General features: G+C 36.8%; 17 protein-coding genes and 1 tRNA gene. 11 read left to right on the top strand and 7 right to left on the bottom strand.

Features of this window, described 5'->3' with window-relative positions; translation table 11 throughout:
• Positions 1-3: 3 nt before the first annotated feature.
• Entirely contained in the window at positions 4-504 is a 501-nt protein-coding gene (locus tag ES711_RS14225) for a pyridoxamine 5'-phosphate oxidase family protein (RefSeq protein WP_146893973.1), read from the bottom strand.
• A gap of 217 nt (positions 505-721) precedes the next feature.
• On the opposite strand from ES711_RS14225, the gene ES711_RS14220 reads away from it, so the two are divergent.
• On the top strand, positions 722-1276 hold the full coding sequence (locus tag ES711_RS14220) for a ferritin (RefSeq protein WP_146893972.1): 555 nt from the start codon (positions 722-724) through the stop codon (positions 1274-1276).
• 263 nt (positions 1277-1539) lie between these two features.
• Positions 1540-2685, top strand: coding sequence for a hypothetical protein (locus ES711_RS14215; protein WP_146893971.1), 1146 nt, complete (start codon positions 1540-1542; stop codon positions 2683-2685).
• 132 nt (positions 2686-2817) lie between these two features.
• On the opposite strand, the gene ES711_RS14210 is transcribed toward ES711_RS14215, so the two are convergent.
• From ES711_RS14210 to pta, 4 genes are all read right to left on the bottom strand, one after another.
• A tRNA-Arg gene (locus tag ES711_RS14210) sits at positions 2818-2891 on the bottom strand.
• A 277-nt stretch (positions 2892-3168) separates the two neighbouring features.
• Positions 3169-3849, bottom strand: a complete 681-nt coding sequence (locus ES711_RS14205) for a 2'-5' RNA ligase family protein (RefSeq protein WP_146893970.1) — start codon at positions 3847-3849, stop codon at positions 3169-3171.
• A gap of 141 nt (positions 3850-3990) precedes the next feature.
• Positions 3991-5175, bottom strand: a complete 1185-nt coding sequence (locus ES711_RS14200) for an acetate/propionate family kinase (RefSeq protein WP_146893969.1) — start codon at positions 5173-5175, stop codon at positions 3991-3993.
• Positions 5176-5186: 11 nt separating this feature from the next.
• On the bottom strand, positions 5187-7295 hold the full coding sequence (gene pta / locus ES711_RS14195; protein WP_146893968.1) for a phosphate acetyltransferase: 2109 nt from the start codon (positions 7293-7295) through the stop codon (positions 5187-5189).
• A 475-nt stretch (positions 7296-7770) separates the two neighbouring features.
• Between pta and ES711_RS14190 the strand changes: the two genes are divergently transcribed.
• From ES711_RS14190 to ES711_RS14175, 4 genes are all read left to right on the top strand, one after another.
• Entirely contained in the window at positions 7771-8040 is a 270-nt protein-coding gene (locus ES711_RS14190; protein WP_146893967.1) for a hypothetical protein, read from the top strand.
• Between the two features lie 93 nt (positions 8041-8133).
• Positions 8134-8598, top strand: a complete 465-nt coding sequence (locus ES711_RS14185) for a beta propeller repeat protein (RefSeq protein WP_146893966.1) — start codon at positions 8134-8136, stop codon at positions 8596-8598.
• 130 nt (positions 8599-8728) lie between these two features.
• Complete coding sequence (locus tag ES711_RS14180; RefSeq protein ID WP_146893965.1) at positions 8729-9211, top strand: LamG domain-containing protein; 483 nt, start codon at positions 8729-8731, stop codon at positions 9209-9211.
• 58 nt (positions 9212-9269) lie between these two features.
• Positions 9270-9509 (top strand): hypothetical protein, encoded by a 240-nt coding sequence (locus tag ES711_RS14175; RefSeq protein WP_146893964.1) that lies wholly within the window; start codon positions 9270-9272, stop codon positions 9507-9509.
• A gap of 72 nt (positions 9510-9581) precedes the next feature.
• Here the strand turns inward: ES711_RS14175 and ES711_RS14170 are convergent, their stop codons facing one another.
• Positions 9582-13571: a non-ribosomal peptide synthetase gene (locus ES711_RS14170; protein WP_146893963.1), complete on the bottom strand. Its 3990-nt coding sequence runs from the start codon at positions 13569-13571 to the stop codon at positions 9582-9584.
• 24 nt (positions 13572-13595) lie between these two features.
• Positions 13596-14855 carry a HupE/UreJ family protein gene (locus ES711_RS14165; protein WP_146893962.1) on the bottom strand — a complete coding sequence of 420 codons (1260 nt, stop codon included), beginning with the start codon at positions 14853-14855 and terminating at the stop codon, positions 13596-13598.
• 355 nt (positions 14856-15210) lie between these two features.
• Here ES711_RS14165 and ES711_RS14160 point away from each other — a divergent pair, with 355 nt between their 5' ends.
• From ES711_RS14160 to ES711_RS14140, 5 genes are all read left to right on the top strand, one after another.
• A complete protein-coding gene (locus tag ES711_RS14160; RefSeq protein WP_146893961.1) occupies positions 15211-16782 on the top strand; it encodes an amino acid adenylation domain-containing protein in 1572 nt (523 codons plus the stop codon).
• Positions 16779-17015, top strand: a complete 237-nt coding sequence (locus ES711_RS14155; RefSeq protein ID WP_146893960.1) for an acyl carrier protein — start codon at positions 16779-16781, stop codon at positions 17013-17015. The genes ES711_RS14160 and ES711_RS14155 overlap by 4 nt, the downstream gene beginning before the upstream one ends.
• 27 nt (positions 17016-17042) lie before the next feature.
• Entirely contained in the window at positions 17043-21170 is a 4128-nt protein-coding gene (locus ES711_RS14150) for a non-ribosomal peptide synthetase (RefSeq protein ID WP_146893959.1), read from the top strand.
• Positions 21171-21204: 34 nt separating this feature from the next.
• Positions 21205-21660 (top strand): hypothetical protein, encoded by a 456-nt coding sequence (locus ES711_RS14145; protein WP_146893958.1) that lies wholly within the window; start codon positions 21205-21207, stop codon positions 21658-21660.
• Between the two features lie 95 nt (positions 21661-21755).
• Positions 21756-23984, top strand: a complete 2229-nt coding sequence (locus ES711_RS14140) for a TonB-dependent receptor (RefSeq protein WP_146893957.1) — start codon at positions 21756-21758, stop codon at positions 23982-23984.
• Positions 23985-24248 lie beyond the last annotated feature (264 nt).

Raw genomic sequence — 24248 nt, 5'->3', positions numbered from 1 at the left:
TTATTATAGTTTTAGTTTCCCCGTATCCATAGTGTCTGGTTTGTTACCTGTTATGGCGCCAACACCCATTTTCACTAGAGAAATCAACTTTCCATTCTTAGGATCCCAATAGAAGGCTTCCGTAGGCTTAACAGAGATTGCAGTAATGTTTGGGTCATCTTTGCCATCAAACCAAGCGTCATCACCACTACCGTAAAGTTCTTCAATAATCGCCCGGTCCGTGCTAATTGTAGCCATTCCATAAACATTTAAAAATTGCATATCACTTTTATCGACATAAATGAGGTGGAGATTAGCATCATTCATGATGTTATGATTATGGGTGCTGTTCTTATTACTCAAAAACCAAATATGACCCTGATCGTCTACTTTTTTAGTGCTCATAGGAATCATGTGCAATGGTGTTTGATTTAAATTTGTCGCCATCATGGTGAAGTCGATATCTTCAGCCATATCTTTAATTTTGGCCTTAGCCTCGTCATTATATAAATTTTCATTGCTCATAATTAGAGATTTAGATTGTTTTAATTTTGATTTGTTTAATGTAATGATAAAATTACTAAACAAGAATACCGCGTGCTAGTACAATCCAAATAATTTATAACCCAATAGGAAATTGAAGCTGTTGATAGATATTTTAATCGCCACACTAAATTTTAGCGTATGGGATAAATTGCCAAAATTTAATCTTGTAATTTAGTGTTTAGAAAATTTAAATATTATGGACACAAAACGAATATCAGAAGGAATAGAATCAATTTTAAACAAACAAGTCACCAAAGAGGCTGAGGCCGCGCAAGTCTTTCTCAGTTACGGTTGCTGGGCAGATGCACAAGGGTATGGCGGAATCGCCAATTTCTTTTTCAGACATGTAGCTGAAGAACGAAACCATATGATGAAAGTGATGCAATACATTATGGAACGTGGAGGCAAAGTAACTATTACCGCAATTAAAGCGCCGCCGGCAGATCCTACAAGTTTAAAAGATTGTTTTGAAAAGACATTTCAGCATGAGGTGGATAATACCAATGCCATATATGAAATTGTAAACTTAGCGCATGAACAGCGGGATTGGGCAACGTATAACTTTGCGCAATGGTTTGTAAAGGAACAAATAGAAGAAGAAAAACTTGTTATGGAACTGCTGGACAAACTTAAGATAGCAGGTGGAGATCAAGCTACGAATGAGTCCTTATTCTCTTTGGATAAATTTATTGGCGAAGCGCCTGATGATGTTCCTTTGGCTAGAGATGCCACAATGGACAAACCAGAATAACCCTGATTACAATTGAAATAAGTCTAATTTAATTTTAAAAATATGAATGCCTACAGAACTTCTGTAAGGCATTTTTTTTGTTTGGTTAAAACTATCTTAACCAATATTATAGAGACCTAAAAATGAATCTATTTATACCTATAAGATATTTACAATTTTGAAATTTAACTTTTTATTTGTGTTAATAATTGTTAACTTCCGAAAATGTTAATCCATTTACTCTTAAAAATTCAATAATTTAACTTTAAACGCTAGCAAAAATTATGAAAACATTAAAAACAAAACATTACTTAGTTGCATTCACGCTAGGATTAACCCTTGCATCCTGTAGCAAAGATGAAGCCGTCACAACCGACCCTGCATCTGATAATTTGAATGAAACTACCGTACTATCCAGAGGTGCATTACCGGAAGCTGTTGAAGGCAACCTCATTTGGGAGATTCCTGGCGTAAAAGCGCACGACTTCTCCTTCAATTACAATAAATTGGTGGAACCAAGTGAATGCGGAACTACACCGTTTAGCGCCGTGACTTCATATTACAACAATGCACTCATCAATGGATTTATAAGCAGTTGGGATGGAAATCCTGATGCTATTGGAGTCATCCTGGAAGATTATTTCGCGATTAATCAAATTGCTGCATTAATTGGGAAGAACGCAGATACTTTTGGTGCCAATGGAGAGTACACACATTATGTAGAAAATAGGGTAAGAAGTTTGGAGAAGTTTTGGGATATGCCTGATTTAATCAGTGTAAGAGGCCAACATACCTACACCTTAGAAGATTTAAGTTTCATCCGATTTATCTACGAAAATTATTCTAATGCCACACCTGAGCAAGTGGATTATTTAGTTGGTATTGCCAACCATTTTAATACCACAAGTGATCAAATTCCAGAAAATCCATTTTTCGCTTCGGACGGTTTTGCAAGTTCAACTGGTGTAATTGTCATTGGTGATGGTATTGTATCTATGTTAGCTGAAACTGATCTTGACCCGAAAGTAGTTTGGTCTGGCATTCTCGCTCATGAGTGGGGTCACCAAATTCAATTTCAAAATTTCGGAAATTGGGACTATCCAGTTCCTGCTTTTAGCAACACCCCAGAATCAACCCGTATGACTGAATTGGAAGCTGATTTTCTTACAGGCTACTATTTAACACACAAGCGCGGAGGAACATACAACTGGAAGCGTGTTGAAGATGTATTATTATCATTTTTTAATATAGGTGATTGTGGGTTTACCAGTTCAGGTCACCATGGTACACCGCTACAACGTTTAGAAGCAGCGAGACAAGGCTATTTATACGCGGCCAATCAACAGAAGAAAGGACAGATTTCTGATCCTCAAGCTGTTCATGATGCCTTTATCTCCGCTTTACCAGGAATTGTTGGGGAGGCCTTGTAATTTGTAAGTTACAGTGTATAACTAATGCAAATAGTTTAAGAAGCCACCTTTTTTGGTGGTTTTTTTATTCAAATGAGATAATAGAAAATCTTTAAAACAATAAAAGCGCACTCTAAAGTGCGCTTTTAAATGTGAGCCCGATAGGATTCGAACCTATGACCGCCTCCTTAGAAGGGAGGTGCTCTATCCAACTGAGCTACGAGCCCATTCAAGAACTAGTGTTCTGAATTTGTAAGACTAAAAAACGAATTTCATTCGTCTTACGGTCGGCAAATATACAATTTCTATTAAAACATTATAAATAAAATGTAAAAAAAATGTGCTTAAAATTTTATGTTTTTTTAGTGGATACAAATGCGTTTCCAAAACTCTTAATTACTAAGAAGTTACCTTAAACGGGCCACCAAGACATTTGTGTAAAATTTAAAATTTCCGTTTGATTTCTTATTAAAAATCCTGAGACATGTATTGTTTCTTGCCATCTTAAAGCTCGAATTTATATAACGTTTCTGAACGATGCTCTCTATGGTACCAGTCATTATAGACTAAGTGTAATTGATCAACTTTAAAACTTCCAAAATTATGATTGCGATAAGAATCCAAAACGGACAGAAACTCATCATTATGTTCTAAAGTATCACTAAATCGAAAGACGGTGGCATGGGCCGTCTGGATCAGGTAGCGCGCGTCCATACTTTCTTTTAAATGTGCACTCCTAATCTCTGATCTTATTTTATCTCTTAGCGTTTGGATACTTTGATCAGTGGGAAATCCCTGAATCAATACACAGGATGGCGAGGCCGTGATACCCTTGCATATGATTTGCATCTCCCCAACGTCGACGAGGCTTGAGTTAATGGTATTTATATAGTCATTAACGTTAATACTAATTTGGTCAAATCCTTCGTAACATGAAACGATGGAGAGTAAGGTAATGTGAATGTCAGTGTTTGGATAAAAATATTGTTTAGGGGCCACCGATTTTAAATCCGAAAGAAACTTCTGAATTTCATTTCTGACGCTTTCCGGAGGTTTTATGATAAGGGATAAGCCAAATCGATTATCGTGATCGTTGTGAATATTAGGATCAATTTCATAAGCTCCAGATCTGATGTGATGCACTGATGCCTTATAAAGCTGAGTATAGTGTTCCTGAAGATTCATTTGAATATATTTGCTTTAAATTGTACTGTGACCTTTACATATTCTGATTTAATTAGGAGCTATCTTGTTTAATCTATAAGCTACAAAAAAAAGTAGCCCCAGCAACGGCACTACTTTTGAATTTAAAGACAACTTGTCCATTTATTTCACCAAGTCATAAGCCTGCTTGGCAATCTCCAGTTCTTCATTTGTGGGGATCACCAATATCTTAACTTTCGAATCGGTATTATTAATCTCGCGTAGAATGTTTGAAGCTTGGTTATTTTTAGCTTCATCCATATGAATCCCAAAAACTTCCAAATGTTCACAGCATAGTTTCCGAATGGTATGTGAGTTTTCTCCAATTCCGGCCGTAAAAATTATGGCATCCAACCCATTCATCACCGCGACATATGCTCCTATATATTTTTTGATGCGATAAGTACTAATTGCCAAAGCGAGTTCACATTCCCTATTGCCATTTTCAGCTTCTGAAACAATATCTCTTAAATCCATCATCCCGGTTAGACCTAACATACCACTTTTGTTGGTTAAAAGAGTTTTCACCTCGTCTAACGAATATTTTAAATGGTTTACCAAATGGAATATAATCGCGTGGTCGATATCGCCACTTCTTGTTCCCATCACCAAACCATTGGATGGGGTAAAACCTAAACTGGTATCTATACTTTTACCGTCTTTAATAGCGGTCATACTACACCCATTACCTAGGTGAATGGAGATGATTTTAGATGATTTTTCGCCGAGATAGTCAATAGCTTTTTCCGACACATACTGATGGCTGGTGCCGTGAAATCCATACACCTGAATTTTATGATCCGTATACAATTCTTTGGGGATGGCATAGATTTTAGCCTTATCAGGAATGGTTTGATGGAATGCGGTATCGAAAACAACCACTTGTTTAGCTAAGGGAAAAATTTCTTCGGCCACGTAAATCCCTTCAAGATTGCCTGGATTATGCAAGGGTGCCAATGCAGCGTATTCCTGTATTTTCTCCTTGACTTCCGTAGTAATTAACGTCGTATCAGAAAATGAATTGCCACCGTGCACCACGCGATGCCCTACAACTTCAATCTCGCTCGTTTCCATAATAACGCCCTTATCAGCATCCATTAATAGTTCGACAATTTTATTCAGACCTTGTCGATGGGTTCTGATATTGTCAGGCAATTTTAAATTATGCCCGTTGGTTTTATAGTTTATTATGGCATCTTCATAGCCTATACGCTCTACCAATCCACTACAGATTAAGGTTTCGGACGGCATTTCCATTAATTGAAATTTGATGGAAGAACTTCCAGAATTGATTATTAATATTTTCATTGAATTTAAATTTAGATGCCTTGAGCCTGAATGGCGGTTACGATTACCGTATTGTAGATATCATCCACTGTACAACCTCTACTCAAATCATTTACTGGTTTGTTTAACCCTTGAATTATAGGCCCAATGGCCAAAGCCTTGGTTTCCCGCTGAACGGCCTTGTAAGTGTTGTTTCCAGTGTTGAGATCAGGAAATATAAACACATTGGCCTGTCCTGCCACTTCAGAATCTGGAAGCTTCAATTTACCTACCGTAGCGTCTACCGCTGCATCATACTGAATAGGACCTTCAACTTTTAAGTCAGGGCGTTTTTCTTTAACAATATTAGTGGCCTCACGTACGCGTTCAACATCTTCCCCTACTCCTGATGTACCAGAAGAATAGGACAACATGGCAATTTTGGGGTCTATTCCAAAAATAGCACTTGTCGCAGCCGATGAAATGGCAATGTCCGCCAATTGAATGGAATTCGGATTCGGATTAATGGCACAATCGCCGTACACTGAGACACGATCATCCAAACACATAAAAAATACTGAAGACACTATTGGTGCTTCAGGTTTGGTTTTAATAAACTGCAGTGCTGGAAGAATGGTGTGTTGCGTGGTATGTGCTGCACCGGAAACCATGCCGTCCGCATCGCCTTTATATACCATCATGGTTCCAAAATAGGACACATCTTCCATTAAATCCTTAGCCATTGCCAAATTAACATTTTTGTGTTTTCTCAGCTCATATAAGGTTTCGGCATAAGATTCAAAATGTTCTGATTCGATGGGATTGATGATCGTTATTTTGTTCAAATCCAAGCCGATATCCAAGGCGTTTATTTTATCATCTATTTGCTTTCTATTTCCAAGTAGCGTAATGGTGACGACATCCAAATCAACAAGTCGCTTGGTAGCTCTTAAAATGCGTTCGTCATTTCCTTCCGGTAAAACAATATGTTTTTTGTTGGATTTGGCTCTTTGAAATAAATTGTACTGAAACATCCGCGGCGTTACACCATTGGTTTCAAACGTAATCAAACGCTCAATTAAAGGCTCGACATTTACGTACTTTTCAAATTCTTTGATAGACGTGGTGATTTTTTCGGTGTTTTCAGCGTAAATCTGCGATTTGATATTCCCCAGTCGATTGGTTACTGAAAACGTCCCGCCCTCTACCAATATAATTGGCACTACATCGGATAAGCCTTCAATTAGCTTAAGAATAGGTTCTTCAGGCATTAATCCGCCCGTGAGCACAATTCCTGAAATGGAAGGATAATTGTGAGAGATGTTAGCTTGCAATGCTCCTAAAATAATATCAGCGCGATCTCCAGGTGTAATTACCAGAGCATTCTCCTTTAAATGGATTAAATAATTACGCAACTGCATGGCGCCCACACTAAAATTACCTGCTTGATTATTGATAAAGGCTTCACCAAAAAGCACTTTGGCATCCAAAGTTTCTACAATTTCTTTTAGCGACGGATTTGCCAAAATGGAATTTAACGGAATGGCGTTTACAATTACGCCACTAGGTAGGTATTTCTCCAATTCAGTGGTTACCAAGCTTAAGTTTTTTGGCTCGATCTTATTAGCGATGACGGATAAAACTTCAACACCTTTATCTTTAAAAGAATCATATGCCATTTGCAGGTTACCCACCAATTGCTCCAGAGTTTTACCTACGCCTCCTCCAATAATTATGGCCGGTACGCCAAGGTTTTTCGCAATGAGCACATTCATATCAAACTCCATAATGGAGCCTTCACCTATAAAACTAGAACCCTCTACGAGCACAAAATCAAAACGTTCTTCAAGGGTTTTGTATTTTTCAATAATCTTACCAATAATTTCGTCATCCTTGTTTTCGTTTATTTTCTTAATGACCTCGCTTCTGGTATAAGCGTAAGCCTCCTCAAATTCAATATCTAACTTAAAATAGGTAGACACGGTATTAATGTGGTTATCAATTTCGCCAGGTGCGAAGTTGTCAATAATTGGTCTGAAATACCCTACTTTGGCGGCTTTGCCAAGCAAAGATTGCATCAATCCGAGTGAGATGATCGATTTTCCAATATTAGGTTCAGTCGTGGCAATATAGATGCCTTTGTTTGATGTTTTTTTTGTCATATGATGATATAACTATGATATTATAATACGTTTTGATATTTTAACAAAAATAATCAATCCATTTGCGATAACAAGCGAAGAAGTGTATGATTTTGGTCATAGTATTTCCGTGTTTTAGTCGTTTGTTTTGATGTTGCGCTGTTGGTTTTTCAAGATAATTTTCATCGCGATTAGAATGATTCATTTAAACGTTACTCCACGAAAATTTTGCGTGTCTGGGTTTAAGTTTATGACGATTAGGACCATCCAAATACATAAATAGAAATAGCGCTTGCCAAATAAAATGAAGCATTTTAAGCGAATACGAACGTCATAATATTCAAACTTTATCTCTATTTTTGAAACCTTCAAAAGTGAATTCCAAAAAACAAGACTTAAGGATCTAATGCCGGTAAGAAAAATTAGTCTGTGGCTACTATTAAGTGTTATTTCAATTTCAAATTTCGCCCATGACAAAGAAACTCAAACTTCGAAATTGAGTAATAAGTTACTTAAAGAAGGTTGGCATAGAAAGGAGATAGATCAGTTGATGCAATTCTATATTCAGCAAAACTCTGGGATTGGGTCTAAAAAGGATCAAGAATTTGCGCCTCTTCCTGCGCCAAATTTATGGAAGCATATTAAGTTTTCTAAGTTTAAAGACTATTTAAAAACTAATTTAAAGGCTTATGAAGATTTTAAAACTAAGTTTCCTGAGACTGATCCAACATATCCAATTACTTACTCTTCAATAACGGAACCTTAACAACCCATACACAGAGAAGAAGGCTTATGGGAACATGTAAAGTATCTATATGTTTCTAATGTTAGAGGCATCTCTTATGAGCGGGTTCCAAATATGGATGACAAAGTGGTGTTTTCAGTTAATGTATCTCGAATAGAAATCCCGATACTTACTGTTTTTACTGGGTCGGATGAAACTCAAAGTGTCGATTTTGGAACTACTTGGCAGACTAACGTCTATCCAGAAAACACTAAAGGAAGAAACAACAAACGCGCGGTAAGCGGCAGCGTTAACCCTAATAATCCAAATCAATTATGGCTTGGTGGAAAAGATGGCGCTATCTACAGTTCTGAAACTGGAGGTAGAACTTGGACACTCATCAGTGATGACTTACCTAAAGGTGATGTTGTAGAATTGTTATTTCATGAAGGAACTAAAGGCGATTTATATGCGCTCATCAGAGGTTTTGGTGTATTCTTTTTAGAAGGTGGCACTCGCGAATGGAAATTATGGACGGAAGGTTATAATCTCGTTGATTTTACTGAAATTAGAATCGACTACCCACTCAAAAACTGTTAGCTTTAGCGATGATTTAAACATAAAATCTCGAGGAAAAATTAATTGAAACTATGTTTTTGAAATTGATTCTAATCTTAATATTCCAGCGTATTACAAATATACTTGGACTCGGAATGGCGAAAAAATCGGAATGGATTCACGTGTTTTAATTGAAGACAAAGTGAGTAAAAATGAGGTTATAAACGTTGAAATCTCTCCTATTTATGCTGTTGATGTAACAACCAGTGCGCAACACATTGTGAACAAAATTGTTAAGCATAAACATGTAAAAACACAAACGCCGTCTAAATCATCCGTTAAGTTAGAAGACAATACGCTTAATTTAAGTTATGTGGATGTGTTTGGTCCAAATCAAAACTTCACTATAGGCACTTGGATAAAACCAATGTCAAAAGGTATAATTGCAGCCAACAGACGCTCCTATTATAGAGATGCTAAAGGCTGGTATATTGAAATTGACAACGCAGGAAAATTGCATTTTTATGCCGCTTTTTATCAAAATAGCTCGTTAAACCAAACCTATAACCAAGGTGACGATCAATCCATTTCCGTAATGAGCGATGCTGCTATAGCTTTAAATGAATGGCAACATATAGCAGTGGCTGTAGAGTGAAACAAAGACATTAAGCTTTACATTAATGGTGTTTTGGTAGGATCTAAAAGTATTACGGATGGCATCAGACTTATCGCCAAATAACGTCTTTGATCTGACGCTTATGGCGGATTCTTATGGAATACGGTTAATGTCAGCCGAGTTGCACAGTTTTACCATGTACAACATGGCGCATCCCGATAAAGCACTTTTAAAAGTCATGGACAAAGGAGCGTTAAAAAATAAGGACTTAAATCTGCATGTGTATTCCAAAGATGGTACACTTCAAAGTTTATACCGATTGGATGCTATAATATAAAACTAGAGACGCGGTTTTAATAATTGTTATAGAAGCTAAAAATGGCTTGAGTTAGTTAAACGCAAGGCGTTTTTAGTTATCCACAATACACTCCTCAATTATCTTAGTTACATAAGGTAAGTTTTCTTTATTAAAAAGGTCATTATGATGTCCTTTGGTTCTCAAAACAGTAACACCGCCACCAGCAAATTCTTGCCAAGAATTGATCGTTTCCTTGTTTAAACTGCCATGAGCTTTTTCCGTTAGAATTAATGAAATTTTTCCATCGAACACCTCCCACTGATAAGACAACGACAACCGTTCTAAATTTTCTTGCAAGTCCTCAAGTGTCTTTTCTCCATTACCTCCATGAACTTTATGACGACTTGATGCTTTATTTAATCGTATTGAAATCATATTTTTAATGGTGGAAACAGGATTTTTTAAAAGCCTGTTCACAAATCCAATTACGCGAATCTTAATACGATTTGGAGTATTCAAGGACCAAGGTTTTGCCATAGTATCCATGACTATCAGATTAAATTTTTCACCAGAATTTTTAAATTTGATGGCCATTTCATGACCCACTGAGGCACTAAAGCAATACACCACAATATTATAAGGACCGTCTGGTTGCACCGTTTTTATTGCGGCGATATAATCATTGGCCATTTCAGATATAGTACTATGCATTTTGTGTTTTTTACCATACATACCGGAAGCCTGAATACCATATAATGGCCTATTAGGATCAATATAATCGATCAAGCCCTTATAAAAAAACACATTTCCTCCACCTGCATGAAGACAGAACAACGGTTTCTTGCTTCCCGTTTTACGAAAGGGAACTAAATAATCCCATTGCTCATCAGTATCCTTATTTTTCGATATAAAATCTTCGAGCTCTTTTATGGTTTGGTATTCAAAGATCTGGTTTGGAGTTATAATAATACCTTCCTTTCTGGCCATGGCGAGCATTTGTATGCTTTGGATTGAATCCCCGCCTATCTCAAAAAAGTTATCATTGACACTCACGGTGCTAAGACCGAGCACCTGTTGCCAAATATTTAATAATTTTGCGCCGGTTTCACTTGTTGGCAATTCGTGCGCACCTAAAGGACTTGATGATGTATGTCTCTCAATGCCTAAGAGCGATTTCTTGTCGATTTTTCCATTCGGTAAAAACGGAAACTCCGCAATGGGATAAATTGCCGAGGGAATCATAAAATCAGGAAGTATTTCCTTTAAAGTCGCTTTAATTGCTAATAAATCGAGTGGCTCACTAGCCTCTACAAATGAAATCAGCCGTTTAATGGCATTTTTTTCTTCTACTAAAACGACTATTTTGTTGTTCGTAAATATTTGACGCATCGCTTTTTCAACTTCATCAAGTTCAATTCTGTGTCCTCTGATTTTAACCTGCTCATCAATCCGGCCCAAAAATTCGATATTTCCTTCCTGGTCATAGCGCCCACGATCGCCAGTTTTATATAAGCGTCCATCAGAATTGTTGTTGAAAGGATTGTTTAAAAAGACCTTTTTATTTAATTCAGGCTTGTTAATATAACCCTTAGTTAGGCCAGGACCTCCCACATACATATCACCTACAGCGCCAAAAGGCACCATATCAAGAGTTTCATTTAAGAGATACATCTTAGCATTGGCCACAGGTTTTCCGATGGGAATGATATCAGCATCAGTCTTTTTTATGCGAAAGGCGGTACACCATACGGATGCTTCAGTAGGGCCGTATTCGTTATACAAATTTACCGTTTCCAATTTTTCAAAATGTAGGTTGCGTAACTCAGGTAAACAGGCCTCGCCCGCTACAATAACCGCTTTCAAGCTAACTAAATTAGAAATCGAACCATGCTCAAGAATCAATTTATATAAAGAAGGAAGCATTAAAGTATGTGTGACAGAATTTTTCTGGATCAAGGCTTCTAGATGCGCAATATCCTGTTCTGCTTTTTTCTCAGTAATCACCAGATTACCACCTGTGCATAAGGTCCAGAAAATTCCGGCTTTTGAACTATCAAAAGAAATTGAAGACATTAACAAGAAAACGTCGGGATTCTCCGGGTAGAAATCTAAGCGTCCAGCCGTCGAATTTATTATGTTTTTATGCGAAATTGGAACTCCTTTAGGCCATCCGGTACTTCCAGAGGTATAAATAACGTAGGCGATATCATCTTCTTTTATGATGGGAGGATTAAAATCTTTATGGTCGTTTATTATTTCGTTACTGTCAATATACAGCATTTGCACCCCAGACTCCTCATACTGCTTTTTTATAAATGTTTGGGTAATCAACAGGTTGCATTCTGCATCTTTCAAGATAAAATCCAAACGGTCTTTGGGGTAATCGGGGTCTAGCGGTAAATACCCACAGCCAGCTTTTAGGATTCCAAGCATGCCTATAATCATCTCAAGCGATCGGTCAATACACAAGCCTATGATCTCCTTTCGATTTTTTGTGTGATTTAAGATGGTAGCAGCCAAGGCATCGGCCCTTTCATTTAGTGTCTTGTAAGTTATAGATTCGTTCTTAAAAGTAACGGCGGTCTTTTGCGGACTAATTTTGCCAACACTTTCAATGATATGATGTATACCTTGAAATTCTTGAAAAAAGTTTGAATTCTGATTCGTATTTTCAAAAAAGAATTGTTTTTCTTTGACCGTCAACATGTCAACTTCCAAAATATTCTGTTCTGGGTTTTTAGTTACAGTTTCCAGAAACAATGTAAGATGCTCCTGCAATTGAATTATTGTAGTCTCTTTAAAAATATCGCTTGCATATTCAAATCCGCTAGAGAGTTGACCATTGTCATTGGCTATATAAAGTGTAAGATCAAATTTGGATACCCCTGGATTAAAAAATGAATGGGACAGCTCCAATCCAGAACCAAAGTGAGGCGACTTTTGAACCGAATGATAAATAAACATCACTCGAAAAAAGGGATTGACACTCAAAGATCTCTGAGGACTTAATTCTTTGACCAATGCTTCAAAAGGCACATCCTTATTCGCAAAAGCTTTCAATGTATTCTCTTTTACTGTTGTAACAAAATTTGAAAAGGTCATTTCCGGAACAACGCGCGTTCTTAGAACAACTGTTTCGTCAAAAAATCCAATCATATTCTCTAGCACCTTGCTAGTTCTATGAGAAATTGGTGAACCAACCAAAATATCTTTCTGTCCACTATATTTATAGAGCAACACATAATAAACTGACAGCAGCAAAACATACGGCGTAGTATCTAGAGTTTTACATAACTCTAGTACACGTGTCGATAATTCATTAGAAAACTGCGATCTATATGAAGTCCCTTTATAAGTTGGTCGAGCTGGTTGAGGGTAGTCTGTTGGAAGGTCTAAAAATGGAATTTCTCCACCCAATTTTGTTTTCCAATAAGCTAATTGATCGCTATACACCACCCTGCTCCTTTGCCAAAATGCATAATCTGAAAACTGAAGATCACTATCATTCTTTAAAACATCTTGACTTTCAAAAAAGTTGCGGTAGGCAGTGGATAATTTTTTTAAGAAGAGATCCATAGACCATTTATCGAAAATGATATGGTGCATGGTCATTAAAAAAACATGTTCAGAATCACTCAATTTTATTAAGGTAGTTCTTACTAATGGAAACACATCCAAACTAAATGGAAGCCTAGCGTCGGATAAAAGCAGGTCATGCTTTTGTTTTTCCTTATCTTCGGTTGACAACTTACTTAAATCAAACATGTTCAGTTTAATCTCAGGCCCATCATGAATTAATTGAACAGGCTGCTCATTAACATAGGAATATGTAGATCTTAATATGCTATTGTTTTCAAAAATCTGTTTTAAGCAATGAGCGAAAGCCAGAATATTCAATTCACCCGTTAAAACAAAATTTTCTGAGTAGTTATAAACTGGATTTTCGGGCAATAAACGCTGTAAAAACCATAAGCGTTGTTGGCCACTGGTCAGAGGTATTGGAAGTCCGGGCGGCGCTTTCACAATAGAGGTTTGTAGCGACTTTTTTTTGTCGCTATTTTTCCATTTATCTAATAATCGTTTTGTATTATCTGCTTCCACTTCCTACTATCATTAAAACATACCTTATTTTAAACCGATCCATTTGGCAGCCGGAAGAAGTTTGTTTAACACATATTCATCCAATGGAAAATCGACATCAAAAAGTCGTTCTATCATCCAATAAATAGAAATTAGGATCAAAATGACCGATATGATGACCATAAATTTCGGATACACCCTAAGTTTTCTCATAAGGAATAGAAATGGGAATATTAATGCGATGATTACTACTTGGCCTATTTCCACGCCAATATTAAAACCAAGCAATGAAAGCGATAGATTTTCTCCTTTAAACCCAAGTTCACCCAACACCGTTGCAAAACCGAAGCCATGAAAAAGTCCGAAAACAAAAGCAATAATCCAATCTCTACCAACAAGGACAGGTCTGATATTATGATAAGCTGCAAGACCTATTGAAAACGCGATAATGGATTCCACCAACCAAGATGGTAGCACTACAATTTGAAGTGCTGCTAAGCTTAAGGTTATGGTATGGGCAATGGTGAAAAAGGTAACTATCTTTAAAATATACAAGAATGCGGGTCTAAATTTCTGCACCGGTTGCCATCCCCAGATGGTATACCCTGATTCTTCAACAGTATCAGATGCTATTCCTGCTGTCAAACGTCGTCGCCTTACAACCGATGGTAATATTAAAGCCAATAAAAAGAGTACATGATCCATTCCTACCCAGATATGTAACATACCTTGCTTTATCATGGCCAAAAAACCCTTCCAAACAGAAGTATCCGTTAAATCCAAAGTTTTAGTTCGGTGACTTGTAGAAAAATCTAGTGCGATAATTTTCTCGTTATTGATGAGGCCCGCCTTCCAATTATATTCTATTCCTAAGCCATTTGTATGCATCGGATTCTCATCTAAAAATACGGTAAAGCTCACCTCCAAATTATCGGGTACAACCTCCATATTGTCCAGATAGAAATTTGAAATAACAAAAGAGCCTGAGCTTATATCTAGGATGCTCATCTCATCAGTAAACACGATTTTATGTGCTCCATAGCGCGAAGAAAAGGAAGCATGCCTTACAATATATTCGCGAATCTTTTCTTTATAGCGTTCAACCTCTTGCAGAGTTGGATGCAAATTAAGGTCAAAGTCTAAATATTTTTTTAAATCTTCAGCGCCAAGATCAAAATGGCCCTCAACTCCCCCAGTTTCATAGATTCTGAGGTAAACAACACTCCTATCAGGTTTATGTGCGTATGAAAAAATTGGGATCAAAAAAAGTAAAATGAAAGTAATTTGAAGGGGTAACTTTCTCATTAGGTTGATTAATTTATTTGATTGTATAAATAAATATTTTTTGATTAAGATGGCATCGGCTAATTACATTCCGAAAACCGAGAAAAAACAGGAATATTACTAGCTTTTATTACAATTGCAAAAAAGATTAAAATTCAATTAGTTTTCAACTTTCAAATAAATATGGTACTAATTTAACTATTTTGAGACCATATTCTCAACTAATCGACAAAATTCAAGATTTAATGGTTTAAGGACACTCCTGAATTTTGATAAGCTCAAAATCTTGATTTACCTTTAGTCGTTTCTAAATTTGATGGATTTTTCATAAAAATTGGTAAGTAAGAAGTAACTGTGTAGAATTAATTTATGATGCATGATTTATAATATTGCGAATTTACTTGAGCAATCAGCCACTCGCTATCCTAAAAAAGAGGCATTCAAATGTTTAGATATTTCTATCTCTTATCAAGCACTAGACACTAAGGCTAATCAGCTATCATCATGTCTCATGGAAAAAGACCTCGTACGTGGAGATCGTGTGGCTATTTTGATGAATCGTTGTCTTGATTCTGCCATTGCTGTATATGGCATTCTTAAATCGGGCGGCGCTTTTGTTGCCATAGATCCGTTTTTACCTTTGGAACGAATTCTTGTAATTTTAAATGATTGCGGCATTAAACATATTATTACAACATCAGCGCAAACTCGGAAAATCAAATTAATTACTCAAATATCCAACGTTGTAAAACATGTCATTGGACTATCGGAGGATTTAGATGGTATGAACGTTTCTTGGGAATCCATATTTTTGCGTCCGTTGGATAACTATGTGCCACAGACAATCTTAGAACATGATCTGGCCTCAATTTTATATACCTCTGGATCTACCGGAATGCCAAAAGGTATTATGCATTCCCATCACGGTTTGCTAAGCTTGGCTAAACTTGAAGCCGATTTACATCAATCAAATTCAAGCGATATTATTGGAAATTTCGCGCCATTACACTTTGACCAATCCCTTTTTGGCTACTTCTCAGGACCATTAGTTGGCGCCACAACCGTTATTTTTCCTGATGCCTACGTCAAGTTACCCGCTAGTTTATCTGCATTAGTGGCCAAGGAGCAAATCACGATATGGTTTTCCGTGCCGCTTATTTTGATCCAGGTTTTGCTCCACGGCAACATTGATAATCATGATTTTAGTACTTTACGCTGGGTAAGATTTGGCGGTGAGGTATTTCCCGTCAAACAGCTGAGGCAATTGATGCTGAAATGGCCACATGCTAAGTTCATTAATTCATACGGGCCTTCCGAAGTTGCACGCTGCACCTATTATATTTTGGATAAACCACCTGCAACTGACGCCCCGATTCCATTAGGTACGGTTTGGAAAAATACCGAATACAAAATCTTAGACACTGAAAATAAAGATGTAAAAATAGGTGAATCTGGAGAACTGGTGATCAGAACGGCCACCATGATGATTGGCTATTGGAATAATAAAAATCTCACTGAAAAATCCTTTTTCAAAGTAGAAATGGCTCCTGGATATCATCACGTTTATTATAGAACTGGTGATTTGGTGTACGAGAATACTAATAATGAACTTATGATTTTGGGACGGATTGATCGTCAAATAAAACTCAGAGGCTATAGAATTGAATTGGACGAAATAGAAGCCCTCTTACAAAAAAATGAACTCATTAGCGAAGCCGCTGCCATTGTGGTAAAAAAAGATAAAGAAATACCTGAGCTTGAAGCTGTGATTGGTTTAGTAGCTGGCGCGAAAATTAACACTAATGAGATCATTGAATATTGTAAACTACACCTGCCCTATTATATGGTACCACAAACCATTAGTATTATACACAAATTTCCAAGAACTGGAACCGGAAAAATAGATCGAAAAAAAATAATCGAATTGATTGAATCTCAAACCCTATGAACGACATTATCATTAACTACATTAAGGAGGAAATTTCTTTAGAATCTTTAGATGAAATTCAATTAGATGAAGACCTTTTAGGAAATGGCATTGTAGATTCTTTGGGCATGATGCGACTGATTGTATTCTTGGAAAAAGAATTTCATATGACTATAAATCCGGAGGACATGACCGTTGAAAATTTCAATTCCGTTCGAAGCATTTCTAATTATTTATCACAATCCCGAACCTAAGTTGCTTATGCAACAAATAAAAAACACATGAAGTTAAAGCTCACTGCAAGTCAACTATCGCTCTGGATTGGTCAGAAAATCAATCCAGACATTCCCTTATATAACACCGCTTATACTTATGAAATATCAGGGCCAATTGACCAAAACATTTTTAAGAATGCTTTTCAATTCTTAATTAACGCCACTGATGCCTTAAGAATCCGATTTTATGAAGAAGACGGTATTCCATTTCAGGAAGCAAAAGATAGCTTAAAATATGACATCGAATACCTCGATTTTTCTTTGGATTCAGAAAGTGATGTGATTACAGATTGGCTATTGAACCGCAGTTTGGAAAAGTTGAATTTATCACAACAGGTATTTGACGCTGTTCTGATCAAAAAGAGTGAGAACAGTTATATCTGGTTCATGAACATGCATCATTTGGTTACTGACGGGGTTTCTCGAAAGATTGTTTTTGACCGGATGAATAGCTATTACAAAGCAATAATAAATGATTTCAATTCATTTCAACCCGAATATAGCGTCACGTATTTAGACTATGTGACCTCTGAATTACAAGCCGCGAGCTCAAAAATTGATGACGACAGCTATTGGTCTTCGAAAGTTCATGAGGTTGAAAAACTTCCATCCTTCTATGGAATTCATCCCAAACCAAACGCCACCGAGGCCTCAAGAATTTATATCCCTTTGGGTGCTGACCGCTCACAAAAATTACATGTCTTCTTACAACGTCCTGAAGTGAAGGGATGGACCGCTCAATTAGCTTTATTTAATGTCCTGTCAAGTCTCCTGTTCATTTATATGTATCGGGTTAGCGATCAAAAAAAGTTGGCTATAGGAGCGCCTTTACACAATAGGATTCAAAGAAAATTTCATAATACCGTGGGCTACTTTCTTGAGATTTTCCCAATGATGACTGAGATTGAAGAAACGGATAGTTTTAAATCGATTTTACAGCGGGTAAAGCTTGAAAATAACAACAATTTAAAACACGCCTTACAGGATACAATTACTTCTGAAATCAGCAATAGTTTTAACGTTGTATTGAACTATATACATACTGGATTTTCAAATTTCAATGGCTTCCCAACCACGTCAGAATGGATTTATACGGGTCATATTGATAGTAACCACCAAATGAGATGCCACGTCATGGTACCTGATTCTAACGGAGAATTTAAAATCATGTTAGATTTAAATCACGGCACATTTAATTCTAATCTAAGAGAAAGGGTGTCTGGTCATTTATTGAGTCTTTTGGATGCCATGCTCGATGATATTGAAACATGTATTTCAGTGCCCAGTTTAGTATCACCTACAGAGCAAAAATCACTCATAGATCCCAATTTTAAAATCGTAGAACCGACTGGAACGGCAATCACCTATTTCGAAGAACATGCCTTAAACAGGCCAAATGCTGTAGCAATACAAGGGGGCAGACGAACCTTAACCTATTCTGAGCTTAATAAGAAAGCCAATCAACTCGCTCATTATTTACACGAAAAAGGCATTCGTAAAAATCAAAAGATAGCCCTTCATTTTTATAGAAATCCAGACTATATCATTGGTGTTTTAGCCGTATTAAAATTAGGAGCGACCTTTATTCCAATACCCACTGACCAAGCACCTGAACGCATCAGTTTTATTCTAAAAAATGCAAATGCATCACTAGTCTTAACAGAAAGTGGATTGACTAAAAACCTAGATTTAAGCGCAAACCAAGTATGTGACATCAATAAAGAAAGTTCAGAAATCTTTAATCAGCCGTTCTCGACCATTCAAAACGATGTAAAAACGAGCGACTTAGCCTATATCTTATATACGTCGGGTAGCACGGGAGTTCCGAAAGGCGTTTGTATATCTCACAGAGCACTTACTAATTATTTGTTATGGTCAAAGACAAATTACACTATTAATGAAAAATCAATAGTTCCTTTATTTAGTTCTATCGGTTTTGACCTTACTATAACCTCTACCTTATTACCCTTAATTAGTGGCGGTCGGATTATAACTTATAAAGAAAACACTTCCGGTCCCGATGTGAGCCTATTACAGGTTTTTGAAGATAACTTGGTGAATATTATTAAACTAACACCGTCGCATTTAGCTCTCGTTCAAGAAAAAAAACTCAGCTCCTCCAATATTGACACCATGATTATTGGCGGTGAAGATTTAAAGGTAGCACTCGCGCAATCGATTCAATCGTTATTCCTTAATCCGATTAAAATCTATAATGAGTATGGTCCAACTGAGGCCACTGTAGGCTGCATCGTGAGTGAGTATGACGCTCAAATGCACCTGGGATCGTCCGTACCCATTGGGAAACCAATTGATAATATGCAAGTTTATGTTTTGGATAGCTATAAAAATAGTGTTCCCCAAGGTGTTATTGGAGAATTGTATTTAAGTGGTATCGGTTTAGCTGAAGGCTATATCAGCTCTCCAGAAATGACAGCAGCTAAATTTGTAGAAAATCCATTTTTCGAAGGTTCTAAAATGTACAAGTCTGGTGACTTAGGCCGCATCAATAATGACGGAGAACTGGAGTATTTAGGACGAACAGATGACCAAGTGAAATTGAGAGGCTATCGGATCGAATTATCAGATATCGAATCGAATCTTGTCCATCATCCGGAAGTAGATAATTGTGCCGTTGTATTGATAAAGGATGACATCCATATTCCTGAAGACGATATCGTGAATTGTATAAAATGTGGGCTGCCATCAAATTATCCAAATACCGATTTTAATCAATATGGCATATGCCATCTCTGTACGTCATTCGAAGATTATAAAACGAAAGTTGAGCGCTATTTTAAAAATGATGATGAGTTGGTAAAGTTGTTGACTTCCAAAAGAGATGAAAATCCTAATTATGATTGCATCTCACTGCTCAGTGGTGGCAAAGATAGTACTTACGTTTTATCCAGATTGGTTAATATGGGATTAAGAGTGCTAGCGTTCACCATGGACAATGGCTACATTTCCGATCAAGCCAAGGCAAATATTACTACGATCGTTAAAAAATTAGGGGTTGATCATGTTTACGGCGAAACACCTCACATGAACGATATTTTTGTCGATAGCCTTCACAGACACCATAATGTCTGCAACGGATGCTTTAAGACCATCTACACGATAAGTACTCAAATCGCTTTAAAAAAGGAAATCCCATATATTGTTACGGGTCTTTCAAGAGGTCAATTTTTTGAGACCAGACTTACAGAAGAACTTTTTTCGGACGATACCTTAGATTCCAAGGTGATTGATCAGACCATTCTAGAAGCTCGTAAATTGTACCACCAAGAGGATGATGCGGTTAAAAGACTTCTCGATGTTTCCATTTTTGAAGATGATCGTGTTTTTGAAAAGGTAGAATTCGTGGATTTCTACCGTTTTAGCGACGTAAGCCTGGAAGATATGCTCGTCTATTTAAAGGAAAATGTAGGTTGGGTGAGACCAACTGATACTGGTAGATCAACCAACTGTCTCATAAATCAAGTGGGTATCTATGTTCATAAAAAAGAAATGGGATATAGTAACTATTCATTTCCGTACAGTTGGGATGTCAGATTAGGTCATAAAACCCGCGACGAGAGTCTGGAAGAAATAAATGAAGTTATTGACGAGGCTGAGGCCAAACGAATCCTGAAAGAAATTGGTTATGACAAATCGGAGGAAGATTGGCAGAACACAGATAAGCTTGTGGCCTATTACACAGGAAACCCTAATTTATCACTCAAAGACATTAGAGAATTTGCCGCATTGAGACTTCCCTCCTATATGGTGCCTACCGTTTTTAAGCATTTAAACAAAATTCCGTTAACCAAGAATGGCAAAGTAGACAAAAAAGCTTTGCAAAACTTAACGAGCGTTCAACTGGAATTAGAAACGCCCTATGCCGCGCCTAGAAATGAGATAGAAGAAATTTTGGAGCGGATATGGCAGGATGTTCTACAACTTAAAAAAGTGGGTATCTATGATAACTTTATTGCTTTGGGAGGACACTCTTTGGCCGCAATTCGTGTAACAGCTAGAATAAATGACGAAATCGAATTAAATCTACCCTTGAATAAAATATTTGAACTGCCAACCATTGCAGAATATAGTAGGTATATAGAAAATACATTAATGGCACTTTTAGAAGAATAAAACCTTTTGGCTTAAGTTTTCGTAAACATAATATATGAGTGTAAATTACAGAAATGGTTTGAAAACCTGGGTTTTGAAATATATGGCATTGCTCATAGGGCTTTGCTATTTAGCCAATCCTTGTCATCAAGTCATATACACTGTTTTTCATGAGGTTTCACACATCATTTCGCCCCCAGATGTCACGGTTAGCGCTACCAAAATCAATCAAAAAGAAAAACAAAATTTAAATCATGAACACGATCATTTGCGAGCGCATAATCATAACGCACTTAATCGTATTGCCGCGCTAATTAATCCGTCAGACGGGCTTGATTTAGATAATAAAAACCTACTCAACACCTATCTGATCGACAAACATATATCAACCAATATTTTAACACTATCAAAGATTCTCCCAACTGTTATTCAAAATAACGACGACAATCCCATAAATAAAGTCATAGTCGGTTTTTTAGAGATTATAGAGTTGCCTCCACGGCTAGTTTAATAGCTAACGAAAGCCATTAATTGTGCATCGTGAGCTTTACAGTCAACACGACATCTCATCTCTAATTTGCAAATTTTTGCATAAAACCCTATACTATGAAAAATTTTCACACAGTTCTATTCTGTCTTTTTGGGAGCATTCTATATGCTCATGATCTCAGTGGCACAGTAATTTCACCAGATCAAACTGCCATTGAAGGGGTAAGCGTATATAACAATACTACCGGCTCCTATACCTATTCCAACGTTTCTGGATATTTTGAATTGGATGACATTTCAGTAGGCGACATCATTAATTTTTATGGACTTGGCTATACAAAACACCAATTAATTATTACTGAAAAACAGCTTGACGCCACTATTGAAGTCGTATTAGAAGAGGCCGCTGTCTCCTTAGATCAAGTCGTTTTATTGTCTAAATTAAACATTCTGAGTAATTTTGTTAATGTCGACGTTAAAACCAATCCCGTAAAATCATCTCAAGAAATTCTTAGAAAAGTGCCTGGGCTCATCATAGGTCAGCATGCAGGGGGCGGAAAGGCCGAACAAATATTCTTGAGAGGCTTTGATATCGACCACGGGACCGACATCACTATAAATGTTGACGGACTTCCGGTCAATATGGTTTCTCATGCCCATGGTCAAGGGTATGCTGATATGCACTTTATCATTCCTGAAACTATTGACAATATAGATTTTGGAATGGGACCCTATTATGCGCAGAAAGGCAATTTCAATACGGCTGGTTATATTGATTTAAAAACGAAAGAAAAAATCGACGAAAATCTTATATCCGTCGAGGCAGGACAGTTTAATTCCATTCGAACTTTGGGAATGATTAAAATCTCTGAAGGTCAGTTAAGCAATGCCTATGTCGCTTCAGAAATGGTTCTGACCGACGGTGCTTTTGAATCACCACAAAATTTTAATCGTTTCAATATTATGGGACGATACCATTTCAATAATCGTGAAGATCAGGAGTTGAGTTTAACGCTATCACATTTTCAAAGTAAATGGGATGCTTCTGGTCAAATCCCAAATCGAGCTATTGACCAAGGCCTAATTTCCAGATTTGGTGCTATCGATGATACTGAAGGAGGCCAAACAAGTAGATCTAATTTTCTCGTAAATCATACCAAGCAACTTGATGAGCATTCAAAAATAAAATCGAAAGTTTTTATCTCGAAATATGATTTTGAATTGTTTTCAAATTTCACCTTTTTCTTGGAAGATCCAATAAATGGAGATCAGATCCACCAAAAGGAAAATCGTACCATAATTGGTGCAGAGTCCAGTTATGAGCATTCCATTCATCTAGGAAATCACGATTCACAATTAAAATATAATACAGGCATTGGATTCCGATATGACGATATTAACGATGTGCAACTTTCCCGAACCAAAAATCGACAAACGCTTTTGGAACGGTTGGCCTACGGAAATACCGATGAACTCAATTTGTTTGCCTACTTTGATCTCAATTATAAAATAAAAAAATGGACCATCAATCCTGGGCTGCGACTCGATTACTTGAAATTTGATTACATCAATTTGATTACGGAAACATACGACAGTCAAAGCGAAGCCAAAGTTTTTGTAGGGCCTAAACTGAATATTATTTACGCGGCATCTCCCAAATTACAAATGTTTGCTAAATCTGGTATTGGTTTTCATTCTAATGATACTAGGGTAGTTACCGCTAACAATGGCAAAGAAATTCTGCCACTAGCTTTTGGAGTAGATGTTGGAGCCATATTTAGACCTACTGACAGATTGGTATTTAATGCGACGCTTTGGACACTTTATCTAGAACAAGAATTTGTTTACGTAGGTGACGCCGCCATAGTTGAACCAAGTGGTAAAACAAAACGCTTAGGTGCTGATTTCGGAATTCGCTATCAATTGGCAGATTGGTTATACCTTAATGGCGATATTAACTATACGCACGCTAGAAGTACTGAAGAACCAAAAGGGGAAGATTATATACCCCTATCACCAGAGCTTACTTCGTCGGCGGGGCTTTCCTTTAGAAATGTTGGCGACTTTTCTGGTTCAATAAATTATCGCTTCGTCAAGGACCGACCAGCAAATGAAGATAATTCTATTATAGCAGAAGGGTATGTCGTAACTGATATGAATCTTAATTACACGATTAAAAACTGGACTATTGGTATCATCATTGAAAACTTATTTAATACGGAATGGAATGAGACTCAGTTTGCCACTGAAAGTAGATTGTTTAACGAGGTAGATCCAGTAGAAGAAATTCATTTTACACCGGGCAATCCTTTTTACTTAAGAGGGAAGATATCTGTAAGATTTTAGTGAATCTTCAGCCATATTTGCGGGTTTTTTTATTTTACTTAATGAAGACATGGTAAACCCTTAGGGATCATTTTCAATAGTTGTTAATTCACTATTGCACTTCGATATATTGACAGCATTGAGAATATTGATTTATATTTATAATAGGATTTTAATGATCTAAAAACGAATAAATGTTGACCGTAAGAATTTAAATTTTTTAAAAGCAGATTTGTATCACAACAGATACGAAAGGTTCTCATGCCATATGGTTTGAAGCACCAC

Origin of the sequence: Gelidibacter salicanalis (genome assembly GCF_007997285.1) — a bacterium.
Lineage (GTDB): Bacteria > Bacteroidota > Bacteroidia > Flavobacteriales > Flavobacteriaceae > Gelidibacter > Gelidibacter salicanalis.
This window is presented reverse-complemented; position numbering and strand designations above follow the sequence as displayed.

Coding starts and splice junctions, on each gene's coding strand:
- ES711_RS14225 (WP_146893973.1), bottom strand. CDS start 504: ATGAGCAATGAAAATTTATATAATGACGAGGCTAAGGCCAAAATTAAA.
- ES711_RS14220 (WP_146893972.1), top strand. CDS start 722: ATGGACACAAAACGAATATCAGAAGGAATAGAATCAATTTTAAACAAA.
- ES711_RS14215 (WP_146893971.1), top strand. CDS start 1,540: ATGAAAACATTAAAAACAAAACATTACTTAGTTGCATTCACGCTAGGA.
- ES711_RS14205 (WP_146893970.1), bottom strand. CDS start 3,849: ATGAATCTTCAGGAACACTATACTCAGCTTTATAAGGCATCAGTGCAT.
- ES711_RS14200 (WP_146893969.1), bottom strand. CDS start 5,175: ATGAAAATATTAATAATCAATTCTGGAAGTTCTTCCATCAAATTTCAA.
- pta (WP_146893968.1), bottom strand. CDS start 7,295: ATGACAAAAAAAACATCAAACAAAGGCATCTATATTGCCACGACTGAA.
- ES711_RS14185 (WP_146893966.1), top strand. CDS start 8,134: ATGGATGACAAAGTGGTGTTTTCAGTTAATGTATCTCGAATAGAAATC.
- ES711_RS14180 (WP_146893965.1), top strand. CDS start 8,729: ATGGATTCACGTGTTTTAATTGAAGACAAAGTGAGTAAAAATGAGGTT.
- ES711_RS14175 (WP_146893964.1), top strand. CDS start 9,270: ATGGCATCAGACTTATCGCCAAATAACGTCTTTGATCTGACGCTTATG.
- ES711_RS14165 (WP_146893962.1), bottom strand. CDS start 14,855: ATGAGAAAGTTACCCCTTCAAATTACTTTCATTTTACTTTTTTTGATC.
- ES711_RS14160 (WP_146893961.1), top strand. CDS start 15,211: ATGATTTATAATATTGCGAATTTACTTGAGCAATCAGCCACTCGCTAT.
- ES711_RS14155 (WP_146893960.1), top strand. CDS start 16,779: ATGAACGACATTATCATTAACTACATTAAGGAGGAAATTTCTTTAGAA.
- ES711_RS14150 (WP_146893959.1), top strand. CDS start 17,043: ATGAAGTTAAAGCTCACTGCAAGTCAACTATCGCTCTGGATTGGTCAG.
- ES711_RS14145 (WP_146893958.1), top strand. CDS start 21,205: ATGAGTGTAAATTACAGAAATGGTTTGAAAACCTGGGTTTTGAAATAT.
- ES711_RS14140 (WP_146893957.1), top strand. CDS start 21,756: ATGAAAAATTTTCACACAGTTCTATTCTGTCTTTTTGGGAGCATTCTA.